The sequence below is a fragment of the Vibrio glycogenivorans genome (genome assembly GCF_051660965.1).
Classification (GTDB): Bacteria; Pseudomonadota; Gammaproteobacteria; order Enterobacterales; family Vibrionaceae; genus Vibrio.
This window is the reverse complement of the sequence record NZ_JBPVIS010000025.1, coordinates 15096-41214: the sequence shown is the minus strand read 5'-3', so window position 1 is coordinate 41214 and position 26119 is coordinate 15096. Positions and strand designations below refer to the sequence as shown.

The 26119-nt window shown below is 46.8% G+C and carries 23 protein-coding genes and 1 pseudogene; 4 read left to right on the top strand and 20 right to left on the bottom strand.

What is annotated here, in order from left to right; all coding sequences use genetic code 11:
- Positions 1–119: 119 nt before the first annotated feature.
- The 7 genes and pseudogenes from ACSTTG_RS23880 to ACSTTG_RS23850 form a co-directional block, all read right to left on the bottom strand.
- Positions 120–545 (bottom strand): annotated as a pseudogene (locus ACSTTG_RS23880) (class I SAM-dependent methyltransferase); the annotation flags it as partial.
- Positions 546–1481: 936 nt separating this feature from the next.
- On the bottom strand, positions 1482–2279 hold the full coding sequence (locus ACSTTG_RS23875) for an aminoglycoside phosphotransferase family protein (protein ID WP_438476590.1): 798 nt from the start codon (positions 2277–2279) through the stop codon (positions 1482–1484).
- A gap of 92 nt (positions 2280–2371) precedes the next feature.
- On the bottom strand, positions 2372–2917 hold the full coding sequence (locus ACSTTG_RS23870; RefSeq protein WP_438460893.1) for a chloramphenicol phosphotransferase CPT family protein: 546 nt from the start codon (positions 2915–2917) through the stop codon (positions 2372–2374).
- A gap of 234 nt (positions 2918–3151) precedes the next feature.
- Entirely contained in the window at positions 3152–4129 is a 978-nt protein-coding gene (locus ACSTTG_RS23865) for a serine hydrolase domain-containing protein (protein ID WP_438476589.1), read from the bottom strand.
- 261 nt (positions 4130–4390) lie between these two features.
- Entirely contained in the window at positions 4391–4867 is a 477-nt protein-coding gene (locus ACSTTG_RS23860; RefSeq protein WP_438476588.1) for a GyrI-like domain-containing protein, read from the bottom strand.
- Positions 4868–5051: 184 nt separating this feature from the next.
- Positions 5052–5582, bottom strand: coding sequence for a GNAT family N-acetyltransferase (locus ACSTTG_RS23855; RefSeq protein ID WP_438460890.1), 531 nt, complete (start codon positions 5580–5582; stop codon positions 5052–5054).
- A gap of 109 nt (positions 5583–5691) precedes the next feature.
- Positions 5692–6225, bottom strand: a complete 534-nt coding sequence (locus ACSTTG_RS23850) for a P-loop NTPase family protein (RefSeq protein WP_438476587.1) — start codon at positions 6223–6225, stop codon at positions 5692–5694.
- A gap of 228 nt (positions 6226–6453) precedes the next feature.
- Here ACSTTG_RS23850 and gloA2 point away from each other — a divergent pair, with 228 nt between their 5' ends.
- Positions 6454–6840, top strand: a complete 387-nt coding sequence (gene gloA2, locus ACSTTG_RS23845; RefSeq protein ID WP_438476586.1) for an SMU1112c/YaeR family gloxylase I-like metalloprotein — start codon at positions 6454–6456, stop codon at positions 6838–6840.
- Between the two features lie 73 nt (positions 6841–6913).
- On the opposite strand, the gene ACSTTG_RS23840 is transcribed toward gloA2, so the two are convergent.
- Complete coding sequence (locus ACSTTG_RS23840) at positions 6914–7789, bottom strand: LysR family transcriptional regulator (RefSeq protein WP_438460887.1); 876 nt, start codon at positions 7787–7789, stop codon at positions 6914–6916.
- Between the two features lie 119 nt (positions 7790–7908).
- Here ACSTTG_RS23840 and ACSTTG_RS23835 point away from each other — a divergent pair, with 119 nt between their 5' ends.
- Both ACSTTG_RS23835 and ACSTTG_RS23830 read left to right on the top strand, forming a co-directional pair.
- Positions 7909–8946 carry a quinone oxidoreductase family protein gene (locus ACSTTG_RS23835; protein ID WP_438460886.1) on the top strand — a complete coding sequence of 346 codons (1038 nt, stop codon included), beginning with the start codon at positions 7909–7911 and terminating at the stop codon, positions 8944–8946.
- A gap of 229 nt (positions 8947–9175) precedes the next feature.
- Positions 9176–10030 (top strand): tetratricopeptide repeat protein, encoded by an 855-nt coding sequence (locus ACSTTG_RS23830; protein WP_438460884.1) that lies wholly within the window; start codon positions 9176–9178, stop codon positions 10028–10030.
- A gap of 38 nt (positions 10031–10068) precedes the next feature.
- Here ACSTTG_RS23830 and ACSTTG_RS23825 read toward each other — a convergent pair whose 3' ends face one another.
- The 4 genes from ACSTTG_RS23825 to ACSTTG_RS23810 form a co-directional block, all read right to left on the bottom strand.
- On the bottom strand, positions 10069–10935 hold the full coding sequence (locus ACSTTG_RS23825) for an ABC transporter permease (RefSeq protein WP_438460883.1): 867 nt from the start codon (positions 10933–10935) through the stop codon (positions 10069–10071).
- 4 nt (positions 10936–10939) lie between these two features.
- Positions 10940–11782, bottom strand: a complete 843-nt coding sequence (locus tag ACSTTG_RS23820) for an ABC transporter permease (RefSeq protein WP_438460882.1) — start codon at positions 11780–11782, stop codon at positions 10940–10942.
- Positions 11779–12849 carry an ABC transporter ATP-binding protein gene (locus ACSTTG_RS23815; protein WP_438460881.1) on the bottom strand — a complete coding sequence of 357 codons (1071 nt, stop codon included), beginning with the start codon at positions 12847–12849 and terminating at the stop codon, positions 11779–11781. Before ACSTTG_RS23815 ends, ACSTTG_RS23820 begins: the two co-directional genes overlap by 4 nt.
- 68 nt (positions 12850–12917) lie before the next feature.
- Positions 12918–13982 (bottom strand): extracellular solute-binding protein, encoded by a 1065-nt coding sequence (locus ACSTTG_RS23810; protein WP_438476585.1) that lies wholly within the window; start codon positions 13980–13982, stop codon positions 12918–12920.
- 427 nt (positions 13983–14409) lie between these two features.
- On the opposite strand from ACSTTG_RS23810, the gene ACSTTG_RS23805 reads away from it, so the two are divergent.
- The gene (locus ACSTTG_RS23805) at positions 14410–15618 is read left to right on the top strand and encodes a phosphoribosyltransferase family protein (RefSeq protein ID WP_438460879.1); all 1209 of its coding nucleotides are present in this window, start codon (positions 14410–14412) and stop codon (positions 15616–15618) included.
- A gap of 1 nt (position 15619) precedes the next feature.
- On the opposite strand, the gene ACSTTG_RS23800 is transcribed toward ACSTTG_RS23805, so the two are convergent.
- From ACSTTG_RS23800 to folE, 8 genes are all read right to left on the bottom strand, one after another.
- On the bottom strand, positions 15620–16558 hold the full coding sequence (locus ACSTTG_RS23800; RefSeq protein WP_438476584.1) for a DUF808 domain-containing protein: 939 nt from the start codon (positions 16556–16558) through the stop codon (positions 15620–15622).
- 284 nt (positions 16559–16842) lie between these two features.
- The gene (locus ACSTTG_RS23795; RefSeq protein WP_438476583.1) at positions 16843–17421 is read right to left on the bottom strand and encodes a hypothetical protein; all 579 of its coding nucleotides are present in this window, start codon (positions 17419–17421) and stop codon (positions 16843–16845) included.
- A gap of 251 nt (positions 17422–17672) precedes the next feature.
- Positions 17673–19250: a LamG-like jellyroll fold domain-containing protein gene (locus ACSTTG_RS23790; RefSeq protein ID WP_438476582.1), complete on the bottom strand. Its 1578-nt coding sequence runs from the start codon at positions 19248–19250 to the stop codon at positions 17673–17675.
- Positions 19247–19939, bottom strand: coding sequence for an RNA polymerase sigma factor (locus tag ACSTTG_RS23785; RefSeq protein WP_438476581.1), 693 nt, complete (start codon positions 19937–19939; stop codon positions 19247–19249). The genes ACSTTG_RS23790 and ACSTTG_RS23785 overlap by 4 nt, the downstream gene beginning before the upstream one ends.
- 433 nt (positions 19940–20372) lie before the next feature.
- The gene (locus tag ACSTTG_RS23780; protein WP_438476580.1) at positions 20373–22085 is read right to left on the bottom strand and encodes a sodium:solute symporter family protein; all 1713 of its coding nucleotides are present in this window, start codon (positions 22083–22085) and stop codon (positions 20373–20375) included.
- 159 nt (positions 22086–22244) lie between these two features.
- Complete coding sequence (locus tag ACSTTG_RS23775; RefSeq protein ID WP_438476579.1) at positions 22245–23510, bottom strand: family 16 glycosylhydrolase; 1266 nt, start codon at positions 23508–23510, stop codon at positions 22245–22247.
- 342 nt (positions 23511–23852) lie between these two features.
- Complete coding sequence (gene dbpA, locus ACSTTG_RS23770; RefSeq protein WP_438476578.1) at positions 23853–25238, bottom strand: ATP-dependent RNA helicase DbpA; 1386 nt, start codon at positions 25236–25238, stop codon at positions 23853–23855.
- 117 nt (positions 25239–25355) lie between these two features.
- Entirely contained in the window at positions 25356–26009 is a 654-nt protein-coding gene (gene folE / locus ACSTTG_RS23765; RefSeq protein ID WP_438460872.1) for a GTP cyclohydrolase I FolE, read from the bottom strand.
- Positions 26010–26119 lie beyond the last annotated feature (110 nt).

The following is a 26119-nucleotide window of genomic DNA, read 5'->3' as shown; positions in this document are numbered from 1 at the left end:
TCGAGTGTTTCTACAATCCCAGACGAAATCATGGTACTAATGGTGGACTGTCACCAAATGACTATGAAAGACAGTATTTTCAGGAGCTTGAGAGTGTATAGAGTTCTGGGGTCTTACCACCAGCTATCCCTCTCACCCATGAAATCACCAGCAAACACCCCTCCAATTTGAATGGAAGAGCGAAGTTTGTTCCACGTTGCTTTAAATTGATGTGGTTCGGCAAAAAACAAGCTAGAGTTCGCGATCACGATACCCGCTCTGGGGTAGTGAAAAGACTCAAAAGAAGACTTCGATAGTTCAACTGATGAGTTAAAACAAAATCGCTCTCTACAAATAGCGATTGAGTCTTGATTGATATCAAAGCCATAGACTTTATACCCTTGCCGCTCTAGATATTGGATATCGCTACCAACACCACAGCCGCAATCCACAGCAACGCGTAGGTTAGATTCATTCAATCGCACGGCAAACTCAGTTCGTTTTGAGTGCTGGCGAGATAGTGCGACTTCGTAATACTGGCGCCAAATCTCTGCGTTTTCATCCATGAACTCAGAATATCCTCATTATTACTACTTTACGAAACAAGTAAATTGCGGGAGTAACCTTTCACTCAGTCACTTATAGTAAGAGCTCAATGAAAGGCAAGTCAAATTATGAGCTGCAGTGCTGCGTAAGCAACTGGTTCAGGCTAGTAGCAAGATTAAAGTCGGTCAGTGCATGGATAATTTAATAAATCCAACACACAGCAATCGTATTGCGATGCTGAAATGAACTTCTAGGCTCGGTTAGTTTAAAAATAGCCTTTTCTGACTCAATACTTCTCAAGAGTAAGCCACTCCACTCTGGTTTCCTCGGTCGTCACACCATTTCCTTCTCGTACGGAATGCCCCTCCTTTGTTTTGTGCCGTTTGCCCCCAATCATTACACTGTTAGAAGATCTACGATTGGAGAGACCATCGAGTTTGAACGATAAGTCTAGAGCAATATTATAATTGTTACTGCCTGAAGATATTGGGGCGATGTCAACCTTACTGTATGCTGAGCTACTATCTAGCTTAAACACTGCTGATTCATCCATATTTATTACATACACCGTTGTCGAGTTTTGGTCGTTTATCGTCCTTTCAATTTCAAACGTTAGCGAATAAATTGGGCTATGAGACGTGTCTATCGTTATTACTTCCTTAGCGGTTGCTAAAAAAGAGCACAACGCTAGAGTTACAAATATTACTGTCTTGTTTACTATCATGATCTGACCACTCCACATCCGATCATTATCCCTTAACTTGATACATTGTTATTTTATTGATAAAGCTCGTAACGTTACCGACATAATCTATAGAGCTTTTCGAGGGCACCTTACTATAAAGGTGATATCAAGGTCTAGCGCATACCAGTTATACTTTTACGACGTCGATTCTACCCTCTTGGCTTAGATGCCGAGAGAGTAGAAGGCGGATCAAGGGAAAAACTGCGCCAATCTAGTCGCCTAGCGAGATCTCATCAGACAGTAGACTATTCGTGATATGACCTTGATTGCTCTTCATGTACTCTATATCAGCAAGATAAGCTAAATGATGGCCATCACGGATGTTTGCTACCAAGGCATCATTGCCACGCTCCGCTTCTTGATGCATGAAGTCTACTAACGAACTAACCCTATCTATCATGGTCACGACCAGATTTTGGCGTTGCTCATTACTCAAGCCATACGCCTCACAAAATAGCTTCGCTCTATCAGTTTGGGAGTCCAAGTCACCCATACGATCACACTCGTTCGTTTTGAATGGAGCCCAGCAATAGACCGCATAAGCGATGTCCCATAATCTTGAAGCCGGGTGGGCGGTATCAAAATCGAATACGCCTACCGTCTGAAGCCCTTTGAGAGCGACATTGTATGGAGCGTAATCGCCATGACAAATAACTTCTATTGGCTCACGGCTTGGGAGTTGCCAGTGCATATCGTTAAACTTAGGACTCGAGAGTAATGAGACTGTCGTATCATGGTATTCGCGCAGCAATTGCGCTGCTGAAACAAGAGCTTGATTTGAGGCTATGTTGCCTTCTAATGGGTAGTTATATACCTCTCCGTCAACGAAAGATAATACTTCATTCCCACAGCTATCAAACCCATAACACTTTGGTGCCGCTTCAAATCCATTATCTCTCAAGTGCTTTAAAAGCTGATGTACAGAAAAAGACCATGCACCACTGGGGCGGATCACATTCTCTCCAGAGCGGTAAATAGAGTTTACTCGCCCACCATGAAGTTGTTCCATTTTGCTTCTCGTATCTAATAATAGTCGGATTAAGATTTGACACCTCTGGGTATGAGTTAGTATCGATACCCCGTTTACCGTGTCAGAACTGGTTAAAAAAAGCGTGATTCAGTTCTATTTAACCAAGCCTCAATAATCTCTGCGGCGTTTTCTTCAACAGATTTCTCGTGACTATTGATCTCGAAATCATACTCAGAGTATGTGTGCACGTGCTTTAAGTGGTATTCTGCTTCTCCTTGATAACGGCTTCCGATGTTGCTATCTTCGCGCTCTATCTCTCGTGTCCTGAGAACTTCGATTGGGCAGTGGACACCCACATAAAACAAATCATGCTCTGCTAGTAGGACCTTTAGCTCTTGATACCATTGATCTGATTCGATGATGTGATCTAGGATGACGTTATTCCCCGAGTCCAAGACTGCTTTTATACACAAGTGAAAAGCTTTAAAGAACTTCGGCCGGTTAATCCTCCAATCAAATTCTCCTCCATCATTTACACGCTTTGGAAGCATCCCCGCCTCAACAAACTGGTCTGATGCAAAATGCCAGAATGGGCTGTCGATTTGTGATTGAATTGCTTTGGCTAACGTTGATTTACCACTACTACTAGTGCCATGAATAAATATTACTTTGGCCATTAACTTCCTGTTCTTGAGCAGAAAAAAAATAATCTTGTGACCTACATTCTATGTGCGTAGGACATTACAATCCAAACCAGAACTTAAAAGTGTTACCGCGATCCTTGCTAGGCCTCAGAAATAGGCACCAACTAGCTTGGGCTTATTAACCGCAAGATCTGGGCTTGCCACGAAGCTCGGTTCCAATGCAGCGAGTGAATCATTATTAATTGGCAATTTATCGCACATCAAGGATTAGCTCTTGACGGAGAGCAAAGGCAGCAGATGCTCCGTGAACAGAGTAACCCTGTCTTTTGGTCGCGGCATAAAGCGCGATGTTATCGCCACTGCAATCTCTTGTTTTGGCGATAAAAATAATGCATTCCCGCCATCACCCAAAGCGCAATAGCCATTGTTTGCCGTACCAGGCATCAGCCACCAAAGGTAGCCATATCGCCTCTCCCCCCAGCAGCTATGCTCAGAAGTGCTCTGCTGTATCCATTCCTTTGACAGCAAGGATTGCCCATCCCAACATCCGTGAGCAAGGTACAGATGAGCCAGCTTAATGAGGTCTGATGTGCTTAAAACCAGCCCCCAACCTGGCGTATTTATCCCGCAAGGGTCTGTCACCCAACCGCGCTCATCAGTACCTCGAATAAACTGAAGGTGCTGCTGGCGATCACGTAAAGTAATATTCTCAACTGGTGCGATCCCAAGCGGCGCAAACAACTGCTGATTTGCAAAGTCCGCCACGCTCTGTCCAGTGGCGACGCTCAACACGCCTGATAAGACATGCAGTGCAGGTGTCGTGTATTTAAACTGCCCTATTTCGCCCTTCCCCCCGAGAAGATCTAGGGATGCGAGTGTCCAATCATTGCTTGAGTAAACCCGAGTATAAGGCTCACTTCGAAACTTATAAGGCGCGGTCATGCTTAGCAGGTGTTTGAGCCGGAGATGCGGCAGTGTTTTCTCGCCACGTTTTAGTGAGTAGTCAGGGAAAAAATCCAAAATTGGCTGCTCTATACTTTTAATATGCCCATGTTCAAGCGCAACGCCAACCAGCATCGAGGTGATGCTTTTGGTTACAGAGGAGAGGTGTACAGGTGTTTGGCTTGAAAAACCGGGGGCAAAATAGTGAAGCTCCTCGTTACCGCGTCGAGTGGCAATCAGTCCTGTAATGTTTTGGTATTGCGTGCTAATTAACTCTGCTACAGATTTATTGATGTCGCTCATCGTAATGCCTCATTGGGTGACTAATGAGGTTGAGGCTAACTAAAACAATTTAAAATTGGAAAAACAAATCCAGATGCCGTCGCGTTTATTTTAATACCAAAGGAGGCGATCACAGTAATTTGAAAATGAAATCTAATATTGGATACCTAACAGCTGAGGGGACCCGAGTCGGCATGTCTTGATTTTGCCTTGAAGCGACTTATTTATTGAGGAGCCTTTGGTGAGTTGCCGCCCCCACAGACACTCTCACCATAACCGTTTTCAGCCTGTTTGAGTTGCCACCAGACCAAACTGTATTTCTACGACATTGTCATCTGATTCCGGCCCCACCCATTGGTGGTATATCTCACGGCTTTCCCCCGTGTACTCGCCGTTGACAGCATTAATCTCTGCCAATAGTGGTTGATAACCATGTTCGAACAGCTGATGTAACCCCCCTTCAAAACTACGACTTGCACAATAGAATTCATCAAGTGTAACTAATTGAATATCATCACCATCCACTAGCTGACTAACACCAGAAACAGGAAGACAAAAATCCACGGTAAAGCTGGTTTCAGTATCTCTTGGAAGCCCGTATGAAACAAAGTGCCAAGGGCCGTTCACAGACAACCCTATTTCTTCCGCTTTTTGATAAATTTTACCGCAGCACTCAACGCTCTGTGGGCCGACTTCTGGGATAGTTACATTACGTCTAATACGTAAGACGCTACCAACATCCGTATTCTTTAATTCCATAACTACTCCTTTAGTTATAAAAAGTGCCTATAAAGGCAGCTATTTTCCTATTTACCTGTCACTCAATATAAAACTTTTTTCATGCAATGCAGTGGTGTACCGATGCATGCCATGTTACTCCAATGGAATTTTCGCTCACGCTATTAACCTTTGATATCGATATATCATTTCCTTGCCAGTCAGTTTATAGAGTCGATTTGGCATAAATAATTGTGTTGTCTAGCTCCCCCGAAGGAAGCCTTCGCTCATTGAGTAATACACCTTCAAGCATGTAACCGCAGGACTCAGCAACCGCTCTGCTTTTCACATTGCGCTCTGCAACTCTTATCTCTAAACGATTGGCACTGAGCTCATTGAAAGCGTGAGTTTCAAGTGCTTTAACCGCTTCAGTCGCAAACCCGCGCCCAACAAAAGAACTCCGTAACCAATATCCCACTTCAAAGAAAGGTACTGTTTTATCCCTAATCATGAGACCAATGACACCAACGAAACTACCTGATTCCTTCTCGATAAGAGAGTAACGCTGTTCATTTTCAAAACATTCAAAATCGCGAATAGAACGTATGGTGTCTTGTTTAGATTCTTCTTCGGTCAAGGCATGGCGCACCCATGGAAGATATTCACCAAGTTGATTTTTACTTTCTATGATCGCCTGAAGCATCAATGGCTGATAACGCATTGAGGGTGGCTCAAGTCTCAGTCTTTTAGTTTCCATTTGGATGTACACTTCGTCGTCTATTAGTTACGACGATACAGGCTGAATAAATTACAAGTCAAGTAAGTAAAATCAGGGACGATTAATCCTGACATTTTATCTTAGCCGACTAAACACCGAGCGCCTTTATGTATGCCCTTGCCTCTTTTGGACTAGTAATACGAACAAATTTAATGTGGCCGTAATCAGCATTCGCCAATAGCCTTTGATATCGAGCACGATTAGATTTGTATGTTTTCAGTGTCCATAGAATTATTGAGTCCTTACTAAAAAAGGATTTCTTGAAAGACTCAACATTCCCAGTGTTTTCCCATAATTCTTGTTGATTTATGGACCGAACCAAAGCTCTTTTAACCGCTTGATATATCGTTCTTGCAAATGAGTAATCAATCCATATCACAGTGTCGACTCTAGACCACTTAACTGCGCCAGTACGATTATAATTACCATCTAGAACCCAAGTATCACTAGCGAGTTTGCCCTCCAAAGCTGAGAAAAACTCTTCATCGGTAGGCTCTTGCCAATTGGGTTTCCAATAAATGGCATCCATCTCAATATACTGATAGCCGAGTGATGAGGCTAATTGACGGCTAAATGTACTTTTACCACTGCCGCTGGTGCCAACTACGTTAATTCTCTTCATAACCATTACTTAGCATGTCATTTCGATAGCACGTCCGGTTGTTCAGAACTGGTGTGCACCGACTACAGTGTGCTTCGCTCCATTGTAAGAAAAATATGAAACCACATAGCTACTCTACCCTTAGATGGCCGGTTCACTCAACCACTACAACCATATATACTGAATACTTCAAGCTGTACGTTACACGTGCTAGGTAGTTATCAACAATATAACAAATAAGGAGTTATTGTGTTTCTTAATGGATTTCATCATGTAGCCATTATTTGTTCAGACTACGAACGTTCTAAGTCATTCTACACTGATACCCTCGGATTAAAGATCATTGCAGAAACCTATAGAAAAGAACGCAACTCACATAAACTTGACCTAGCACTACCTAATGGTGGCCAAATAGAACTTTTTTCCTTTCCTGAACCTCCTCTACGTGTTGATAACCCAGAAGCAAGAGGGTTGCGGCACTTAGCTTTTTCAGTTAGAGAGATCGAAAAACTGGTTGGTTTCCTCGAGTCATCCGGCATCGATGTAGAACCTGTTCGTGTAGATAATTTGACCGGAAAGAAGTTTAGCTTTTTCAAAGATCCTGACGGTTTGCCGCTAGAACTATACGAACAATAATATTCCTAACTTATCAGGTTAGTAACATCGCTGACAAACTAGTATCGATTAGGAAAAGCATACATCTTTGTGGTCAAGTTACTCTCCCTAAATGCTCAGCAAGGAAGTTCATGAGTAGACGTATCTTGCTGTTATGCTGAACGTCCCGGTGACAGGCAATATAAACAGGCAGGGCTGGAATAACCAGACCACACTCTACGTACTTTAGAGTCGCTTTTTCAGCAACATCTCTGTGAGTAAATACAATACCTCCCCCGTGACTTGCCAACTCGACAAGAAGCGGCATATTGTCTGTACGAAAGGAGAGATCTTCGTTTTTTATCTCCCACCCCAACGCCGCGGCACCTTCTTCTAGCTGTTTATCTCGGTCATACCCCAGTACCCTATGATTTGAAAGATCTTCGGGTGTCTTGGGCACACCTGATTTTGATAGATATGCCTCACTGGCATAACCGCCAAGTTCAATGTCAAAAAGATGCTTTATCACAAGATCTTGCTGCTGAGGCCTAAGCATTCTTATCGCGATATCTGCATCGCGTTTATCAAGGCTTGTGATTTGATTGGTTACAACAACTTGCACTTGCAGATTAGGATATAAATCCAAGAATGCAGGCAAAATTGCTGGAAGGTAATATTGCGCAATCATCTCATTGACCGACAATCTCACACTACCAGACAATGTAATGTCCTGCCCTTGAATCAACCTCTCGAGCTTGTTCGCTGACGCTGCCATTTTTCTGCTTTCTTCTAACAGCGTTTGCCCGAAGCTAGTCAATACAAGACCACGTGTACTTCTATCAAATAAGGAACGCCCAAGCTGCCTCTCAAGTTGGTGAAGCTGCCTACTTAACGTCGGCTGAGAGGTATCGATCATGGCAGCCGCTTTAGTCAGGCTCCCACTCTCAGCTACGGCTAAAAACAAATGCCAAGCACGCCAGTCAATATTCAATTTTGCATACCCGCCTTACAGTTTACTCGGTTCTTTATATCAAACATGGATATTAAACTGATTGCAACCTGTTTATTAGAAACACTGAAACCCAGGCGTAACTCAAAGGAGGCAGAAAAATGGAAAACAATATTAGTGCTATGGTGTTTGCTAATGGTGCCCCACACACCTTAAGACTTGTTCAAAGTGATATACCCAAACCTGGGCCAAAAGAGGCAAGAGTCAAAATCGTCATTGCAGGCGTTGGATGGGCTGATGTCATGGCGCGCAGAGGGGGTTATCCGCTTGCTCCAAGATTACCATTCGTGCCCGGCTACGATTTTGCAGGCATTATCGATGCGGTGGGTGATGAAGCCCCTGAGTTAAAAGTTGGCGATCATGTGGTTGGATTGAACCCAAGTTACGGCTGCTACACACAATACTTGTGCATTACAACCGACTTACTCGTCAGGTATCCCAAACACCTCGATGCCGCTAAAGTTTGCGCTTTATCCCTAAATTATTTAACCGCACACTGCATGCTATTTGCCAAGGCAAATGTCCAACCCCAGCAAACCATATTGGTACACTCAGCGGCTGGCGGCGTTGGCTCTGCCGTCACTCAACTAGCCAAACATTTTGGAGTTAAGGTGATTGGAAGCGCATCTTCAGCAAAGTACGGAGCTGTCAAAGAACTCGGGGCAAGGCCTATCGATTCTGGCTGCAAAGATTTTGTTCACCAAGTCTACTCCTACTGCCCCGATGGTGTTGATGCAGCTTTTGACTCGGTTGGAGGTGCACACCTATATCGCACTATGCGAACTGTAAAAAAAGGTGGAATTACCGTGAGCTACGGTTTTTCAGGAGAAAGCTTTGGCGGCTTGTTCAAAATGCTCACAGGAGTCATACAACTCTCTCTATTAAACATGCTCCCAAACGGGAAGTCGGTTGTTTTTTGTGCATTACCTTCTGAGGTTGATAACAACAAAACTTGGTATCACGAAACCCTTGCAGACCTTATTAACATGCTAGAGAAAAAGGACATAGACCCAGTCATCTCAGACGTTATACCACTGGCTCAAGTACACAAAGCACATCAAAAGCTGGAGAGTGGCACAAGCGTTGGTAAAATTTTGATACGCTGTAGTGATAACCCTTATGATGAAACGGCTGGATAGAATTAAAATTTATACTTATCAGTAGGTTAAACAACTAAGACAAAATCATCAATGATGGAGTTTTGTGAGTTACTCACTCCCCTAAAAGCCCAATTATTAATGGCTTACAAGGGCATTCATGGTTTATATTCTATCGATAACTATTTCTGATAATGACTATGGATATTGCACTCGCGTGCTAGGCTTGCCTATTGAGAATGGAACCGCAGGGAATTATTGAGGCTATTGTATGAGATTGTTGATTTTTACTCTTTTTGTCAGTGCATTGTTTCACCAAACGAGCTGGGCGCAAACGGAGAAGTACTCAGAGTCTGAGCTGCTTGATCGACCACTGATGGAGCGTTATATCCTTGATGAGTTGAAGTCACTTCGCCAAGAGCAGCAGGACTTGGAGAGACGGATGGTGTTGCAGATCACTGACCGCGAACTTGAGGTCGCGGACAAATCCCTCAACTACGCCAATGTCACCGTCACCTACTTTTTTTATATTATCGCGGGTGTCGCGTCCCTTATTGCCTTCGTTGGCTGGCAGTCATTGCGCGAGTTTAAGCACAATACCAAAGAGATGGCCGACAAGCGCTTGGATGCTATTGCTAAAGAGTACGAGAGAAAGTTCCGCGCACTAGAGCTGGATCTCAAGCGTAAAACCCGGGTGATCAGCGAGAACAACAAAGAGATCGAACGGATCAACGAGATCCACAATCTCTGGCTGCGCGCCCAAAGCATGCCTACCGCAGATCAGCGTATCGATGTTTATGACGAGATTCTAACCATTCGCCCAGGTGACCTCGAGGCCTTGACCTATAAAGCCGACGCAGCGATGGAAATTCAGGAATACCACTGGGCGCTGAGCTTGTGTAACCGCGTTTTATCCCTTGATAACACAAATGGACCAGCCCTATACCAACGAGCATGCGCATACTCTCGATTAGGCGCGGAAGAGCAAGCCATAGAGGATTTGGAGCTCGCAATCGAGGCAAGCCCCTCAATCAGAGACTTGATCAATACTGAACCTGATCTCGAGGGCTTGCACGGCAACCCTCGCTTTGATGGACTGTTAGAGAAACTTCCCACGGAGTCTTAACATTATCGTTGCCATCTGATTAGTGTGGAGTGCTAAGCTTAACGCCTTTTGTCCTCACCAGCTTTTGATAACCAGAGGTAAACGAGCGCCAGTCCGCCACTTAAGATCATTAAGCAAACCGAAACCGCATTGATCACTGGCGTTGAACCCTGCCTCATGCGCTGGTACATCTCTATTGTCAACGGAGCATCTGAGCCGACCAGCATTAGGGTTGTGTTAAAGTTTTCAAATGACATGAGGAAACTCACGATGGCTGCACTCCAAATCGAAGGTCTTAAAAATGGCAAAGTGACGCTACTAAACGCTTGCCATGGCGACGCACCGAGATTGAGTGCCGCCTCCTCAACACTGATATCAAACTTCTTGTATCTGGCTAAAAGCATTAAAGTACTGATAGAGGTAATGAAGGCGGACTGCCCCACTACAACCAACACCAGTCCTGGTCGAAACCACAACCACTCCCAGTAAAACCATTGATCTACGGCATTAGCAACCTGACTCGATGCAACTAATATCGTCACACCGAGTATCACGCCCGGAATGACAAGAGGAAGCAGCATAGCAATTGACAAAAATTGCTGGCCGCGAAAGCGAAACCGGGTCATTAGATGTGCGTTACTCAAACCCAACGCGACGGATACTCCAGTTACCCCAATAGCCACGAGGGCGCTGTGTCCAACACTAGACAATAAGTTTGAGTCGTTAAACAGACCAATATTTGGCTGGGTATCGCCAAGGTACCATTGCCAGCTAAAGCCCTGCCAAGGCAAGGCTGCAAAGGCGCTATTATTGAACGAGAAAATGACCACAACCGTGAGAGGAAGAAGTAAAAACAGGGCAAATACACTTAAATAAGCCCGAAGCAATCGGCGTTGCAGGGGTGAAAATGGTACAGATTGGATCATACGCTTATCTCCCCACCGTTGATTGAAGACTGGTACCAGATAGCTTAAGCACCAGCCAAACCATGGCTGAGGACAACACCAAGAGTAAGATACCCAGCGCTCCCCCCTGCTCCCAGTTAAAGCGCAGGATAAACTGAGTGAAGATTTGCTCAGTAAACCATAGACTGTCTTTACCGCCTAAAAGGTTTGGCACCAAATAGTTCCCCAAACTAAGCATAAATACAATAATGCAGCCCGAGACCATACCAGGTACTGCATGAGGGATAACTATTTCCCTAAGCACGTCCAATCGATCACCGCCAAGATCGAAGCCCGCCTCGACCTGACTATCGTCCAGGCTTTCTAGTGCGCTGACCAAAGGCACAACCATAAACAACATGCCGTTATAAACCAACCCCATCAAGATGGTGACATCGTTATAGAGAAACTCGATGCGGGAGCTGGTTAATCCCACGCTGAGTAATAGATTGCTTAGTAAGCCTGACTCTCTCAGTATGATGATCCAACCGTAGGCCCGCACCAGTTCACTCAACCAAAAGGGCAAGATGCACAGCAGCAGTAACGCTAGTTTAGATTTTCCTGTTGCAACCTTGGCAACATAATACGCCACCGGAAAGCTAATGATTAAGGTCAACAGGGTTGCTAAACCAGACATCCACGCCGTGCGTAAGAAGGTGTTCCAATACAGGGGTTGTTCAAAAAAGACCAGATAGTTATTAAGTGTGCTCCCACCCCGCCGGTCACTTAGCGAGACCTCAACCAAGGCTAGATGAGGCAGAAAGATCAGCACGCCCAACCAGACGAGCAGTGGCGTTAAAAATACCCATAAGTAGATGTTTTTTTTCATTGACTGCCACTATCCATATTCGCTTTAACCACAATCACATCACTGGCTGCCCAACTAATCACAAAGGGCTTTGTTTGCTGCTCAATGAGCGCGTCTAATTGATTCGGCGACACTGCGACACGCACTACGCCGGCTGGGCTATCAACCATAACAGCACTGTTAGCCGCATCAAAGATTAACTCCTTGAGTGTCACCTCCATTGCAAAGGGGTGATGGTGACCAATGACTATCGATTCAGGCCTAACAAAAAATTGAGTTGTGTCGCTAACGGCGTGTGTTTGCTTTAATGTCGCTAGCAGAGCATCGTCAGGTAAGATGCGATTGTTGATCCCGACAAAGTTCGCCACGAACTCGGTCTTCGGATTAAGGTAAAGGTTTCGCGGTGTATCAACCTGCTCAAATCGGCCTCGATTCATCACCGCCACTCTGTCCGACATCACCATAGCTTCACTTTGATCATGAGTTATATAGATGAAGGTGGTGTTGAACTCCCTTTGCAAGTGCTTGAGTTCAAGTTTCATTTGCTCTCTGAGTTTTAGATCGAGAGCGCCTAAAGGCTCATCCAAAAGCAGTACACTCGGATTTAATACCAGGCATCGAGCCAAGGCAACGCGCTGTTTTTGCCCACCAGAGAGCTGAGAAATCGCTTTGCTTCCACTGCCCGGCAAGTCGACCCGTGCTAGCATCTGTTGCACTTTATGGTCAATTACACTGTTTGACTCTTTACGCCTTTTTAGCCCATAAGCGATATTTTCTTGCACCGACATATTAGAAAACAGCGCCAGATGTTGAAAGACCATGTTGAGTGGGCGTTGGTTCGGTGCAGTGTAAGTGTGATCCTCGCCACGTAAGTTGATCGTGCCACTGCTCGGCTGCTCAAATCCAGCAAGCATGCGCAACAAGGTGGTTTTGCCACAGCCTGAGGGACCCAGGATTGAGAAAAACTCGCCTTGTCTGACTGATAGGTTGACCCTATCGACCGCGGTGAACGACGCCGAAGATGCGCCGAGGAAGTGTTTAGAAAGGTCGTGGCATTGTAAAACTGATGTATCGGGACATTCTTGCATATTGAGGCTCAAACGAGAAAAAACTGAGGCGAGCCCCTTGAGAAAGGGGCTCGATAGACGACAAAGTGTTAGCGCGACGCTTTAATGCGATCTAGTGTCAATCCTTCCATCTCTTCTAGGCCCGCAGGTACGGCCGGATACCACTTAATGTTATCAATTGCAGCGGTTGGAAAGCTCTTCTGGAACTGCTTCTTAGCGGTTTCATTCACCAACTCATCCGCGCCTTGAGACGCAGTAAAGTTACCTGCTGCCTCGGTGATGCGTGCTGCAATATCAGGACGCATCACAAAGTTAATCCACTTATAGGCCGCCATTTCGTTACGAGTACCTCTAGGCAAAGCGAACGTATCAATCCAACCCAAAGCCCCTGATTGAGGTGCGATAAACTCAATACTTTGATTGTCACGATTGAGCTTCCAGCCCCCTGCATCCCAGGCCATACTCGCAACAACCTCCTCTGAGCGAACCAGGTTCAGCAGGGCATCACTGCCACTCCAGTAGGTCTTAACATTCGGCTTGCACTCCACCAATTTTTCCTCGACCCGATCGAGGATCCGTTGGTACTCTTTCGAATCGCCGTAGGCGGCAAAAGGGTCTTCACCCATCGCGAAGGCAAAACCGATCAAGGTTGGTCGCAGCAAACGGTAACTGACCTTTCCTTGATATGCATCGTCACAAAGATCGGTGTAATCACTGACGTTAGCCGCATATTCTTGGTTAACGACCAATCCGCTGGTGCCCCAAATATGTGGCACTCCGTACACCTCGCCCGAGACCGAGGTTATATCCTTGGTTGATTGCAACATCGAGGGAATAAATAAAGACGCGTCTATTTTTGACAGGTCCAAAGGCTTATAAATGTTGAACTCCTGCTGTGCCCCAGCAACGCGGTCTTGACTTGGCTGAGCAAGATCAAATCCTGAGCCATTGGTTGCTCTCAATTTCGAAATCATGTCCTCGTTATTCGACATGGTTATCTTAACCTCAATGCCAGTCTCTTTTTCAAACTGCGCAACAACGTCATCAGGAGCGTAGCCACCCCAAGTAAGAAGTCTAAGGGTCTCTGCATTGACACTAGCTGATGCGAGAACTCCGCCTAGTACAACAGGTAAAACCGATTTACTGATAGTCATGAGTCTGCCTTGTATGTTTACATGCGATTAAAATATCGTCATACAGGCAAGTGACAGTTTTATGACCAAAGACCGCCTCGTTTCACAACATTCGTCTCGATCAAAAATGCTGCTTGATATAATGATAAACTTCATCATAGTAATTGACTTTACTGCGACTGAGATGAAAGAAAAAAGGCGCATCTTTGTAGTTTTGTTTTTCATCGCACCCAGCCATCGATTCGATTGACTCCACCAGCAAGCGATATTCTCATTGGCCAATAAACATTAATTACAAACACAGTAGCTACTCCTGACCGAGCTATTAGCTCTTCCAATCCAACAATCGTATCTTCTTTTCACAAACTGAGCTTTTCTTCTGCCGTTTTCCTCAGTTTGTGACTAGAATACGCTCAGACCCGTTCCCTTCCCTTCAACGAGGAATGCCATGAGCAGCCAAAACGCCCAATCCAACGATGTTGTGATTGTCAGCAACTCTTCCGATAACCCTTTTGCCATCGACGTCGCCTACGCAATGGGACAACACGAAGACATCTCCGATGTCATTAGCATGAAGCAGTTTATGAATACCGAGTTTTGTCCACGCTTCATTTCTGATGAAGATGATATGGACAATATCGGTAATAGCTTAAACGGCAAGACTGTCGTCATTGTGAGCACAGGTAACCTAGTGACCAGTCGCCAAGAGTTGGCGATGCACAACCTGATTATCGCGCGTGCCGCTAAAGAAAATGGCGCGAGCCGTGTGGTTCTGGTTGAGCCGGACCTGTTCTTCTCTGCGCAAGACCGTGGGCCTCGAGCTGAGCTGGGTGACACCTCAAGCGAGCGCTCAGTCTCCGATATCAAAAAGTTCGATGGTCAGCCTTTCACCGCCAAACTCTATGCACAGATGCTCAAACTGGCCGGTGTCGATGATGTGATGACGGTGCATAACCACTCGGTGTCGGTGCAAAAGATGTTTAGCCAAGTGTTTGATGGTCGCTTTTATAACCTGATCCCATATGAGATTTATGCTCACTACTTGTTGAACTCAAACATCCTCAACTACGGGCCTGAGGGCGAAGGGCTAGTGCTCTGCGCGCCAGATAAAGGAGCGCGTGATTTTGTCAAAGCGATGTACAACCAGCTCGGCCTAGCCTCAGCCAAGTTTATTATGCTCGACAAAGAGCGCACCGCTGAGCGACAAGTAGAAATTACCCTACATAAAGAGAGTGAGGACACCTTTGAGGGACTAGAAAACCCAAGTATTGTCCTGTTTGACGACATGGTACGCACGGGCTCAACCGTGGTTAAATCTTGTCAATTCCTGCAAAAATTGAAGCCGCAGCGAATGCTGTTTACTGTCTCACACTTCTACGCCAGCACTGAGGGTCGTGAGCGTATGTCAAGCCCTGCACTGGGTGAGATCCTTACCCTAAACACCATGCCAACCATCCTTAACCGCGACGAGCAAGGCCGTCTGCGCAAGAAGATGGTGGTGTTAAAAATCGAGAAATACCTAGCTCAAGAACTGTGTAAGATCCTCGATATTCCGCAACGAATGGAAGAGAAGAACCCGTACAAGATCGACATGTCATCCAAGAACCCGCGCTTTCAGCGCAAGATCTGGTTCTCGGATCAACTTTCAGAGCTGTAGGTCAGCCTGAACGGCCCGTTTTGATTTTGATAAACGCTTGGTGCAGTGCAAAACACACTGCGCCAAGGGCTGCTCCACTTAACAGGTGGATCACGCTCGCACCAATACTCTCCCAAAATAGATCAAGGCTCGGTATGTGATTAAAGGTGTCTGCCTGGCTTGCACTCAGGTGCTCAAGCCATGGCAAGGCATGTGCAATAATCCCACCCCCGACAAGAAACATGGCTATCGTGCCCACCACGCCGAGTGCTTTCATCAACCAAGGGGCGAAGTTTAACAAACCCATACCTAGCTTGTGCTTCAATGAGGTCTGTACAGGATTGTGGTTAATCAGCCACAGGCCGGCATCGTCGAGCTTGACGATCAGTGCCACTAAACCGTACACCGCAACCGTGACCAAGAGCGCAACCACACTCAAACTGACCGCTTGCGTCGTAAGAGAATGGGCCATCATAGTCCCAAGGGCAATCACTACAATCTCGGCTGAAAGAATAAAATCGGTGCGCACAGCACCCTTGATTTTCTGCTGCTCATATGCGGCGAGTTGTTTGGCATCTAGCGTGGCTATCGGCAAATCCTGATGGTTTTCTGCGCTCCGCCCTCGATGACTCCACCAGTGATAAATCTTTTCAAAGCCCTCAAAACACAAAAACGCCCCACCGAGTGTCAATAGAGGGGTAATCAGCCAGGGGGCCACAAGGCTTATCAATAAAGCGGCAGGAACCAAAATTACCTTATTGAGCAGCGAACCTTTCGCCACTGCCCACACTACAGGTAGCTCTCGCTCAGTCGAAACGCCACTCACTTGCTCAGCATTGACCGCCAAATCATCACCTAACACTCCAGCGGTTTTCTTAACTGCCACTTTTGACATCACTGCCACATCGTCCATCAAGGTAGCGATGTCATCGATCAGCGTCAGCAAACTTGCCCCTGCCATAATACAGCTCCTTTAATAGGTGTCATTAACCAGACATCTGCTGTCAAATGCTGAGAGCATTGTCTTTGACTTAGTGTAGTTTATGTATCGGGCAGTTTTGAGCAATCCTATCGTGACAAGGATAGAAACCACAAGCGAGGGAGATGAGCTACATGATGCTTTGATATATTCTCTAGGCGGCGCAATTCACTGCGCCCAGTGAATTGCGCCGCCTAGTTGCTGTATTTAAGTGAAACAGTATCTTGTTAGGCCATATATTAATCTACAGTAGCCTGAAGTTAACCTTATTTATTATTTACAACCTGAAAGTTTTTAAGTAATACTGTCTGCTCGCTAACTGGACCTCGAGCAAAGACAGAAAGTTCAATTATGCCTTTCAGGTTGATTTCAGTGCCACCCTGATAACCTGCCAGCTTCCTCTTACTGCCATCAAGTAACATTTCGACCTCTTTAGTTTCACCTGGGTTGACTTGAACTCCGTAATTAAGCTGGTTAGTTTGTTGTCCTGATAAGCCAACGCTGTCAATTAACTTAAAGTAGATTTTTGCTGATTTATTGGTAGGGTTTTCTACATCAAACTTGATGCTCTTTTTGTCCTCCCAGTTCCACCAGCCTTTCTGTGGCGTAAATTTGGCAGCAGGCCAACGAGAGTACTTTTGCGCCTCAGTGACTTTTTCAAAGTTGACTTTTAGGGCCTCATCCACCATTTCTGCTTTAGCAAAGCTGTTGGGCTTCACATTTGACAGAAATACCTCAGAGTCCAACTCTGATAATTTATCATTGGCTTGTGAATGGGTTGCAATACCGGCTGCAAATATAACTGTAGAAACTAATAAAGCGATTTTAAGTTTAGCTTTGATCATTTTTTCATCCTGTTAAGTTAGTGAATATTTAAAACAATAATCATTCTATTACATGGTATTCAGGTGCCGAGTGCGCTGATTTATATTAATTTGAGTTTTATACCTCCTCTTGAGTAGAGGTGTATAATAATCCCATAAATATATAATAATTAGCGCTGATAATAAGGTTCCTAGCTTGAGTAGCCGGGAACCAAAATACTCAATATTTTTTATTAATTTAGTCTTTAGACCGCTCGCCTAGTCCATAATACTCATGGCACAGGGAGTTGATTTTTTACTTTACTTGTTGAATTTTCTTGCCGGTCTGGCAAGCGATTATTCTCCATCAGAGACATAATCTGAGACTGCTCAAGTGCTGCATCAAACACGTAAAGCTCATCTAGAGCTCCGCGGAAAAAGCGCTTTTGCTTGCCCATGTCACCATCATCATATGCAAGATTTCTCCCCATAATCAATGGCTTGGAGCGTGGATCATCCAGTTCAGTAAACACCCTTGCCAAACTCTTACCCATGGTGGGCTCAAGCTTACCATCGACATAAAGCAACACGTGGGTGGATAAGTCCGCCTCTGCCCCGCCAAACATCACTATCGCAATATGGTGCCACTGGTCATCGCGCAAATCGGTACTGCCAACAATCTCACCCTCATTGGTCCCGATCCGGATTCGTCCGAGTGGGCCACTGACTGGCAGCGGGTTCAGTGAAATCTGCCACGCTGAGAGCACATCATGCAGTCCCCAGCCCAAGATGCCAAAGCCCTGCAGCGTATCGAAGTCTTTCGGCGCTTTTACCCAGAACGCGATGGTGCGCGGTTTGTTACCACCAATGCCTCGATAATCGGTACTGAGCCAGTTGTTCTCACCATCGAAATACATGGCTTTGCCAAAAGGTCCCTCAACGAGCTCTGGAACTGGGCTCAGGTCACTCATGCGCTTATCTTTGGCGACATAACACTGCCCTGTCATACCAGGGCCACTGCAGGTGAAACCACCCTGTTCGCGCTGATCAAAGTTCCAATGCAAGTAGTTTGGGTTACTAGCAGACCTGCCCGGCAAGCTGCGCATAAATCGTTGCGGCTGGCTTTGGATGATCGCCACCTGCTGCTGTAAATCAAACGCGCGGGCTTGATCTTTAGTCAGATGTTCAAATTCATGCTCGGTGCTCGCGCGTACCTTGACCTCACCAGTCATCACATGCACCTCACTCTGACCATCAGGGTCAACCTTAACGCCAAACTCGGTACCAAGGTCAACGATATAAGAGCTTGGGGTATACACCTTAAACCCGACGGCTTGAGGGGGCACATGCGCCACCAAGCTGCCCTGATGCAGTAACACATGTTTGGTCGATTTGATTTCAAGATCGACAGGCCCCTCGAGTAGCAGCCGAACCCCATTGTTGAGCTCGAGCTCAGCGTAACCGCTTGGCAGGTTAAACTTGCCGACTTGAACCACCTGACCCTCACTCCAACTATGCTGAGCCTGATTCGCCGCCACCATACGTTGGATCACACCCACCGTACTAGAGCCAATCATTAGTGGCACTAGCATCATCACCATCAGACAAGCCACACTGGCCCATTGATACCACTGTCCCAACTTGCGTGGTTTAGCCTTGGTTGGTTGTTGCTCAAGTCGCTGGTTTAACCCAGCCATAAACTCCTGACTTGATTGTGCTTGTAGCGCATAACGCATCTGCCGGTCGATTGCCTGCTGCTCGGCTAGCGTGCTGAGCACCTCAGGGTCACGCTCGACCGCTGCAAGTAACTGATCTTCAACCTGCTCACCGGCTAAGTAATCCGCGATTAACTGTTGTTCTGATCGTTTCATCGCTTTGCTCCGTTGATCTGCTCAATAACACACTCTTTCAACCACTGACGGCACCGGTACAATCGCATGGTGATAGTGGAATGACGCAATGAAAAGCGTGTGCACAGCTCTTTGATAGATAAGCCCTCGGTGTAATGCGCTCGTAGTAGTGTTTGAAGATCAATGTCTAGCTTACGTGTGCAACCTTGCAATGCGGATAAACTCAGGTCGGTTGGTTCACTCTCCTGGACCTGTCGCTGCTGTATCATCTCTTGAATTCGATCCGGCTGTTCAACTTGCAATCGCTGTTGCTTGCGTTGATGGTTGCGAATTAAGTTGACCGCCATACTCGATATCCAACCGCGAAAAGCATCAGGCTCCTCCAGTGAGGCGAGTTTTTGATACGCCAATATCAGCGTCTCCTGTGCCAAGTCATCGACATCTTGGGGGCTATGACAGCGACTCGCAATAAAGGCACGCAAGTAGCCCTGATGGCGATAAGCAAGTTGGCTAAATGCACTCGTGTCCCCCTTACAAGAGGCACTGATCAGCCGTGCTTGTTCCGAGTCCTTTGGAGCGTCTTGGTCGCTCTTAATACTCATATCGGCGCTATCTTGGATACTACCAAGATTGGCCGGAGAACGTGTCTGCCTGCTCGGTTGGCTAGGCTCATCTTTTACGCACTGAGTCGAAGACAATGAATATTCCACTAGTTTTTGTACCTCATTCCACCAACCTCGATTGGTGACCGCAAATCGCTCACCCGCAACACCAAATGGGTGTTACTTCGTTGATCTATCCAAGAAACTAACGGCATTCATAACAACAAAAGCATCAATATTGCGTCAAGTGTATACAGTGAAGCCAGCTCACAAACATGAATAATTTCAATGCAATACATAATTTCAGTCGATAATAGCCGTGCGAAAGTCAGCGCCGTTAATCACTAAGTTTTTTCAACCGTTAACGCTAGATGTCATCAGCACATGTTAATGACACATCACATGACGTCTTTTTTGAGCATATCGACGTGAATGTGAACTCCCCCGCACTTCTCATCCAATTTACACTTCTATGCAACCCTTTTTGCTAGATACACCTTTTGAGCTCAGCGAGCTGCCAAGCCCAAAAAGCGTGGTTTCATTAGGCTTGGTCAAAGCCTACTTGTTGCTTAACTCGTTTAGCATTTGAGCGACCATTAAGCGTAATAGCAGCACCAATCAAAGTGGTGATTAGCGCGACGATACCGACAACGTATTGTCCATGAGAAGCGATGATTGCCAGGCCGAGCATAATGGCACCAATACTGGTAACACCGAGACCGATCACCATAATTCCTCGATGGTTATCACTCTTTTCTGCCGCCATTGCAGGCGCTGGTGCTTCTTGTGACTCTTGCTCTGCTTTTTGCTTGACGATCTGCTGGTATGCCTCATAGCTTGCTGAGACACGACCAGTTAGACGACCTTTAATCTCGAACAGGCTCAGGATAACAACTGGGCCCAATACGCCAAGCAGCATCTCCTCTGCCCGTCCAAGTGACAAGCCAAATAAAGTCGGCGTGACAAACTTAAACACTAAGTTAATGGTTAAACTCAACCCACTGGTGATCAATATACTTTTGCCAGTTTGATACTTAGAGAACAGCAGCCATACCGGTGGCAGGTACAGTGCACCGCCTGTGAGCGCTGCGAGAGTCATCACGACTTCAACCACGCCGCCCATATAAGGGACAAGCAGCGCAATGGATATGGTGATAAGTCCGAGTAACACAGTGATGATTCTGCCAAAGCGGACTAAGGTTTTCTGTTCACTATTTGGATAAATCACCTTGAAGACATCATTGGTAATAACCCCGGAAGTGATATTGAGCGCAGAGTTGATCGAGCTAGACGTGGCGAAGATCATACCGCCTAGCATCAAGCCCAGCATACCCATCGGCAGCACCTCTTTACACATCAATAGATAAGCACCCTCATCGGCGTTACCGCCAAGTTCCGGGTTTATGGTGCGATAGATCATCGGGGCAATCATCCACACTAGTGGACTGACAAGGTAGAGGATTGAAAATAGCCAGCCAACCTTTTTCGCATCTCGCGTTTTTTCAACGCACGTGTAGCGCTGAACGTAGGCCCAGTTACCCGCGATAAAAAACAGGTTATACAAGCCAAACGCAAACAAGAAGCCCCAGCTGTATTCTTCATTGGTCAGGTTGAAAAAGCCCTCGGGGGCGCCCTGAATAAAACCGCTGAACCCATCAACGCGATCCAGCGCCAATGGCACTACGATGATCACTGCAGCGGTCAACACCACAAACTGCAGAATGTCAGTAACGATCACCGCCCACAGTCCACCAACGGCCGTGTAAAGTAAGATCAAAAGGCCAATGCCGATGATCACTGCGCTTAACGAGATACCGGTTGAAACCTCAACCATCTTGCCGATTGGATAAAGAAATGCCCCGGTAGAAAACGTTGCGATGGTTAAAAAGATTGCGGTATAGATCTTTTGTACTCGCAGGCCCACTCGTTCTTTAATAAATTGCGCTGCAGTAAGCACATTGGCTTGTCGCCAGCGCGGCGCAATCAAGCAGCCGACAATCAAACCGGCAATACACATTGTCCACTGGATCATCACGGCAACCCAGCCTGCGGAGTAGGCTATTGAGCCCCACACCACGAACGTACCTGCCGAGAAGAAGCTCATAAACAGTGACAAGCCACTCATCCACCAGGGCAGTGCACCGCCGGCAGAATAGAAGCTCTTCATGTTTTTTCCTGAGCTCGAAAAACTCAGCCCGCAGCCCACCACCAAAATGGTGAACAGTAAAATTACCCCTAGATCAATCATACTCATCGTAATCTATATCCCTATATCTTTGCTTTAGCGCATCGAGGTGCTCACCCTCTACACTGGCTAATGAACACTTCGAAACGGATTAACTTTGAAACAGACTCACTTCGAAGCAAATTGATGCGAGAGCCGCACCCACTCAGCTCCCGCATGCAATACCGATTACTGTTTCGGCGTGTAGTAACGCACGTAGTCAATCTTCATGCTGGTACCATCAACCTCATCGGTCACTGGGCCAGCGATGTTATATTTCAGTAGCGCTAAGCTAAGCAGCATGGTGGTCTCGCTGAAACATACGTCGTTGCGCATCTCATAAAACAGCTCGCCATTGAGGTAGAAGCGGAAGTAGTCTTGGTCCCATTGCAGGCCATAGGTATGCCACTCTTCACCAAAGTTGACGTCTTGCGTGGCACTGTAGTCGGCAACACTGACCCATTTCTTGCCGTCGTAATACTCGATGGCATAGTCACTCATCAAGTTATGATAGCCACCCTCTTCAGCACCAAATTCTTGCAGCCAGCCATTGATTAACTGCACTGCGCCGATTTGTTTTGGCTCATCCCAGGTTAACTCTAAGAACTTGGCACCATCTTTTTTCGATACCCAGCGCGTCTTGGGGTTACCATCAATCGCATACTCTTCTTTCGAAGGCCAGCCCTCGCGAATATTGATCCCGTTGGTTCTGATCTTGACGTCTTTGGCCAGAGAGTGGTTTGTTGGGCCACTATCTGCCGCCGCAGTCATCACGTCCGGATAACCAGACTGACTCGGCGCTAACACACGAAAATCACTGATATGCAACGAGGCTGGGTTATTGGAGCGCAATCTTAACTTGCTGGTAGTGAAGGCCTTGTCAAACACAATGTTGTGGTCAGGCTGACCAAAGGGGGTGTGATGGAGTTGGTTATCATGGTGAACCGTGCGCCCATGCGCATTGGTCCATTTATCGGTCCAGTTATGCACATTGGTGTTGATAATGTTTGGGTAATGGCCTTCGTTTACATCGACCTCACAGGCTTTTTGCCCTTCAGGCACACCGTTCGTTGGCCAGAACCAAAATGAGTTGTTGGTGCCAGTCGCAGCGGCATACTTCATCCGCGCCTCAAAATAGCCATAGCCAAACGTGCGCTTGGTCCACACGTTACCTGTGGTCCAATCTTGACCGCCACGCGATTCCTTGCGAGCATGAAGATGAAGCACCCCATCCTTAACTTCCGCATTTTCTCGCCAGCGGCTACTCAGTACATAAGGGTTTTCAGTCGGACCATTTTGACTGATCCAGTTCTCCTCAAGCTGACTATCTGGATAATCAAACTCATCATTCCAGGTCAATTGCCATTGACTTAAATCGATCGACTCAGCCAATACCGGCGTGATTTGCAACAAACAAGCGGCTGCCCCAACAGCCAAACAGACTACTTTTCTCATTTCAATTCCTTGAACATTGATTACTACAAGCAAAGTGTTCCGGGATCGGTGAGTTGACACATGACGACGCGATTATTTTTGTGGGGGATTTGAAAATGTTAGCGTTATCACAAAAAGAAGGGGGCGGGGTTCGGGTTTCACTTCGTTCCGAGACTTAAGGTTCGAGGTTCGAGGTTCGAGGTTCGAGGTTCGAGGTTCGAGGTTCGAGGTTCGAGCAGATTGTGTGTGGGGTTAACTTCCCTCAGTAGTTTCTTGTTTTGTTTTTACAAAAAAGAGGCGATATTTGATCCGAGGAGTTTTAAGCGAGTGATGTTCACTCGTTTCTCGCCTCTGCTTTTCGCTTTAGACGCCGGATTTCATCACACGGGCCTTAAAAGCACGCCCTTTCATCTTACCAGTCTGCAGCTGCTTAAGCGCCGGTTTAACCACATCGTGCTCAACTGCGACGTAAGACACCATCGCCAGAATATTGATCTTACCGATACGCTTGCCATCAATGCCCGCTTGCTTGGTCAGTGCGCCAAGGATATCGCCTGCGCGGACTTTTTGTTTTTTACCGCCGAGGATTTGGATGGTTTGCATCTTTGGATAGAAAGGACGCTCGACTGGCTTCTCCGGCAGTTGTGCTGGTGAGATGGCGATGTCCATGTATTCATCGATACGTGCAACGCGGTAGGCTTCTTTTTCACTATAGAAGCTAAAGGCGCAGCCCTTTGAGCCTGCACGGCCAGTACGGCCAATACGGTGCACGTGAACCTCAGGGTCGCGTGATAGCTCAAAGTTAAATACCGCATCAAGGTTATCAACATCGAGGCCACGTGCCGCGACGTCTGTTGCAACCAGAATAGAGGTACTCTTGTTGGCAAACATCGTCAGGGCGCGCTCGCGCTCACGCTGCTCCATATCGCCGTGCAATTCAACCACGCTAAAGCCGCGGTGTGAAAGCTCATCTGTGACGTTTTGCACTTCTTTTTTGGTATTACAGAACACCACTGACGATTCCGGCTTATGCGTCAGCAGCAGGGCCTCAAGCGCGTCATCACGCTCTTCAGTCGTATCGAGCTGATAGAAGCGCTGCTCGATGGTTGAGCCTTGGTGAGTCGACTCCACCTTGACCATCACTGGCTGCTTTAGCACTTTGGCTGACAACGCTTCAATGTTGTTTGGGAAGGTCGCACTGAACAGCAGCGTCTGACGCTCAGCTGGAGCCTGCGCAATGATCGCATCAATCGCGTCCTCAAAGCCCATCTCTAGCATTCGGTCCGCTTCGTCAAGCACCAAGGTGTTGAGCTCGTTTAGGTTAATGCGACCTTTAGACAGGTGATCCAAGATGCGCCCTGGCGTGCCAACCAGAATGTGCGCGCCGTGTTCAAGCGAGCCAATTTGCGGCCCCATCGGCATACCGCCACACAGGGTCAGCACTTTAATGTTGTGAATGCCGCGCGCTAGGGTGCGGATCTCTTTGGCCACTTGATCAGCAAGCTCACGAGTTGGGCACAGCACCAAGGTCTGCACGCGAAAGCGAGCGACATTGAGGTTACTCAACAGACCAAGCGAGAAGGTCGCGGTTTTACCCGAGCCAGTTTTGCCTTGGCCAATCACGTCTTGCCCCTCTAGCACCACTGGCAACGCCTGCTGCTGGATCGGAGTCATATCGGTATAACCTAGGCTATCAAGCGTGCTGAGCAGCTCAGGTCTTAGGTTCAGGGATTTAAATGAAGTACTCAAAGTCTTGTCCTTTCGCGGGAGACAAATTAAGCGCGCGATATCACGCACCTAGTTAGCATAGAAAACAAAAGCCGCTTCAGAGGAAGCGGCTTGAAAAATTTATCGCTTAATCGCTGATTAACGTAAGCCGTGGAGGAACTCAGCGCGGGTTGCAGAGTTACTCTTAAAGATACCACCCAGTGCCGTAGTGGTGGTCACGCTGGTCGCATCCATTACGCCACGTGATTTAACGCAGAAGTGCGTCGCGTCAATCGTTACGGCAACATCATCCGACTCAAGCAAGGTTTGCAGCGCAACTAAGATCTGCTGGGTCATACGCTCTTGCACTTGTGGACGCTGAGCAAAGAAGCGCACAATGCGATTGATCTTCGACAAACCAATGATCTTACCGCGAGGGATGTAAGCCACCGCTGCTTTACCGTCAATCGTGACTAGGTGGTGTTCACACGTGCTAGTCAGGGTGATGTCCTTGACACGCACCATCTCGCTGACGTCCATCTTGTTTTCGATGACGGTGATCTTAGGGAAGTTCTGGTAGTCCAGACCTGAGAAGATCTCATCGACAAACATTTTCGCTACGCGGCGCGGAGTCTCTTCTAACGAGTCATCGGTAAGGTCAAGCTCAAGTAGGGATAGAATCTCACGCATATGATGCTCAATGCGCTCTTTCTTTTCGTCGCTGCCAAGCGAATTAGCGTTCATTGGCGTCTCTTGCCCTCGCTCCTCAAGTGCTGCTTTTACGAGTTTTGCCGATTCACTTAGACCTGTCATTCCACTACCTTCTGATGTTGCCCATTGCGGATGGCTGACAAGAATACTCGCATTTAATCACAATTACACCCACTATTTATTGACAAACCACCTCAAGATGCTGACTTGCA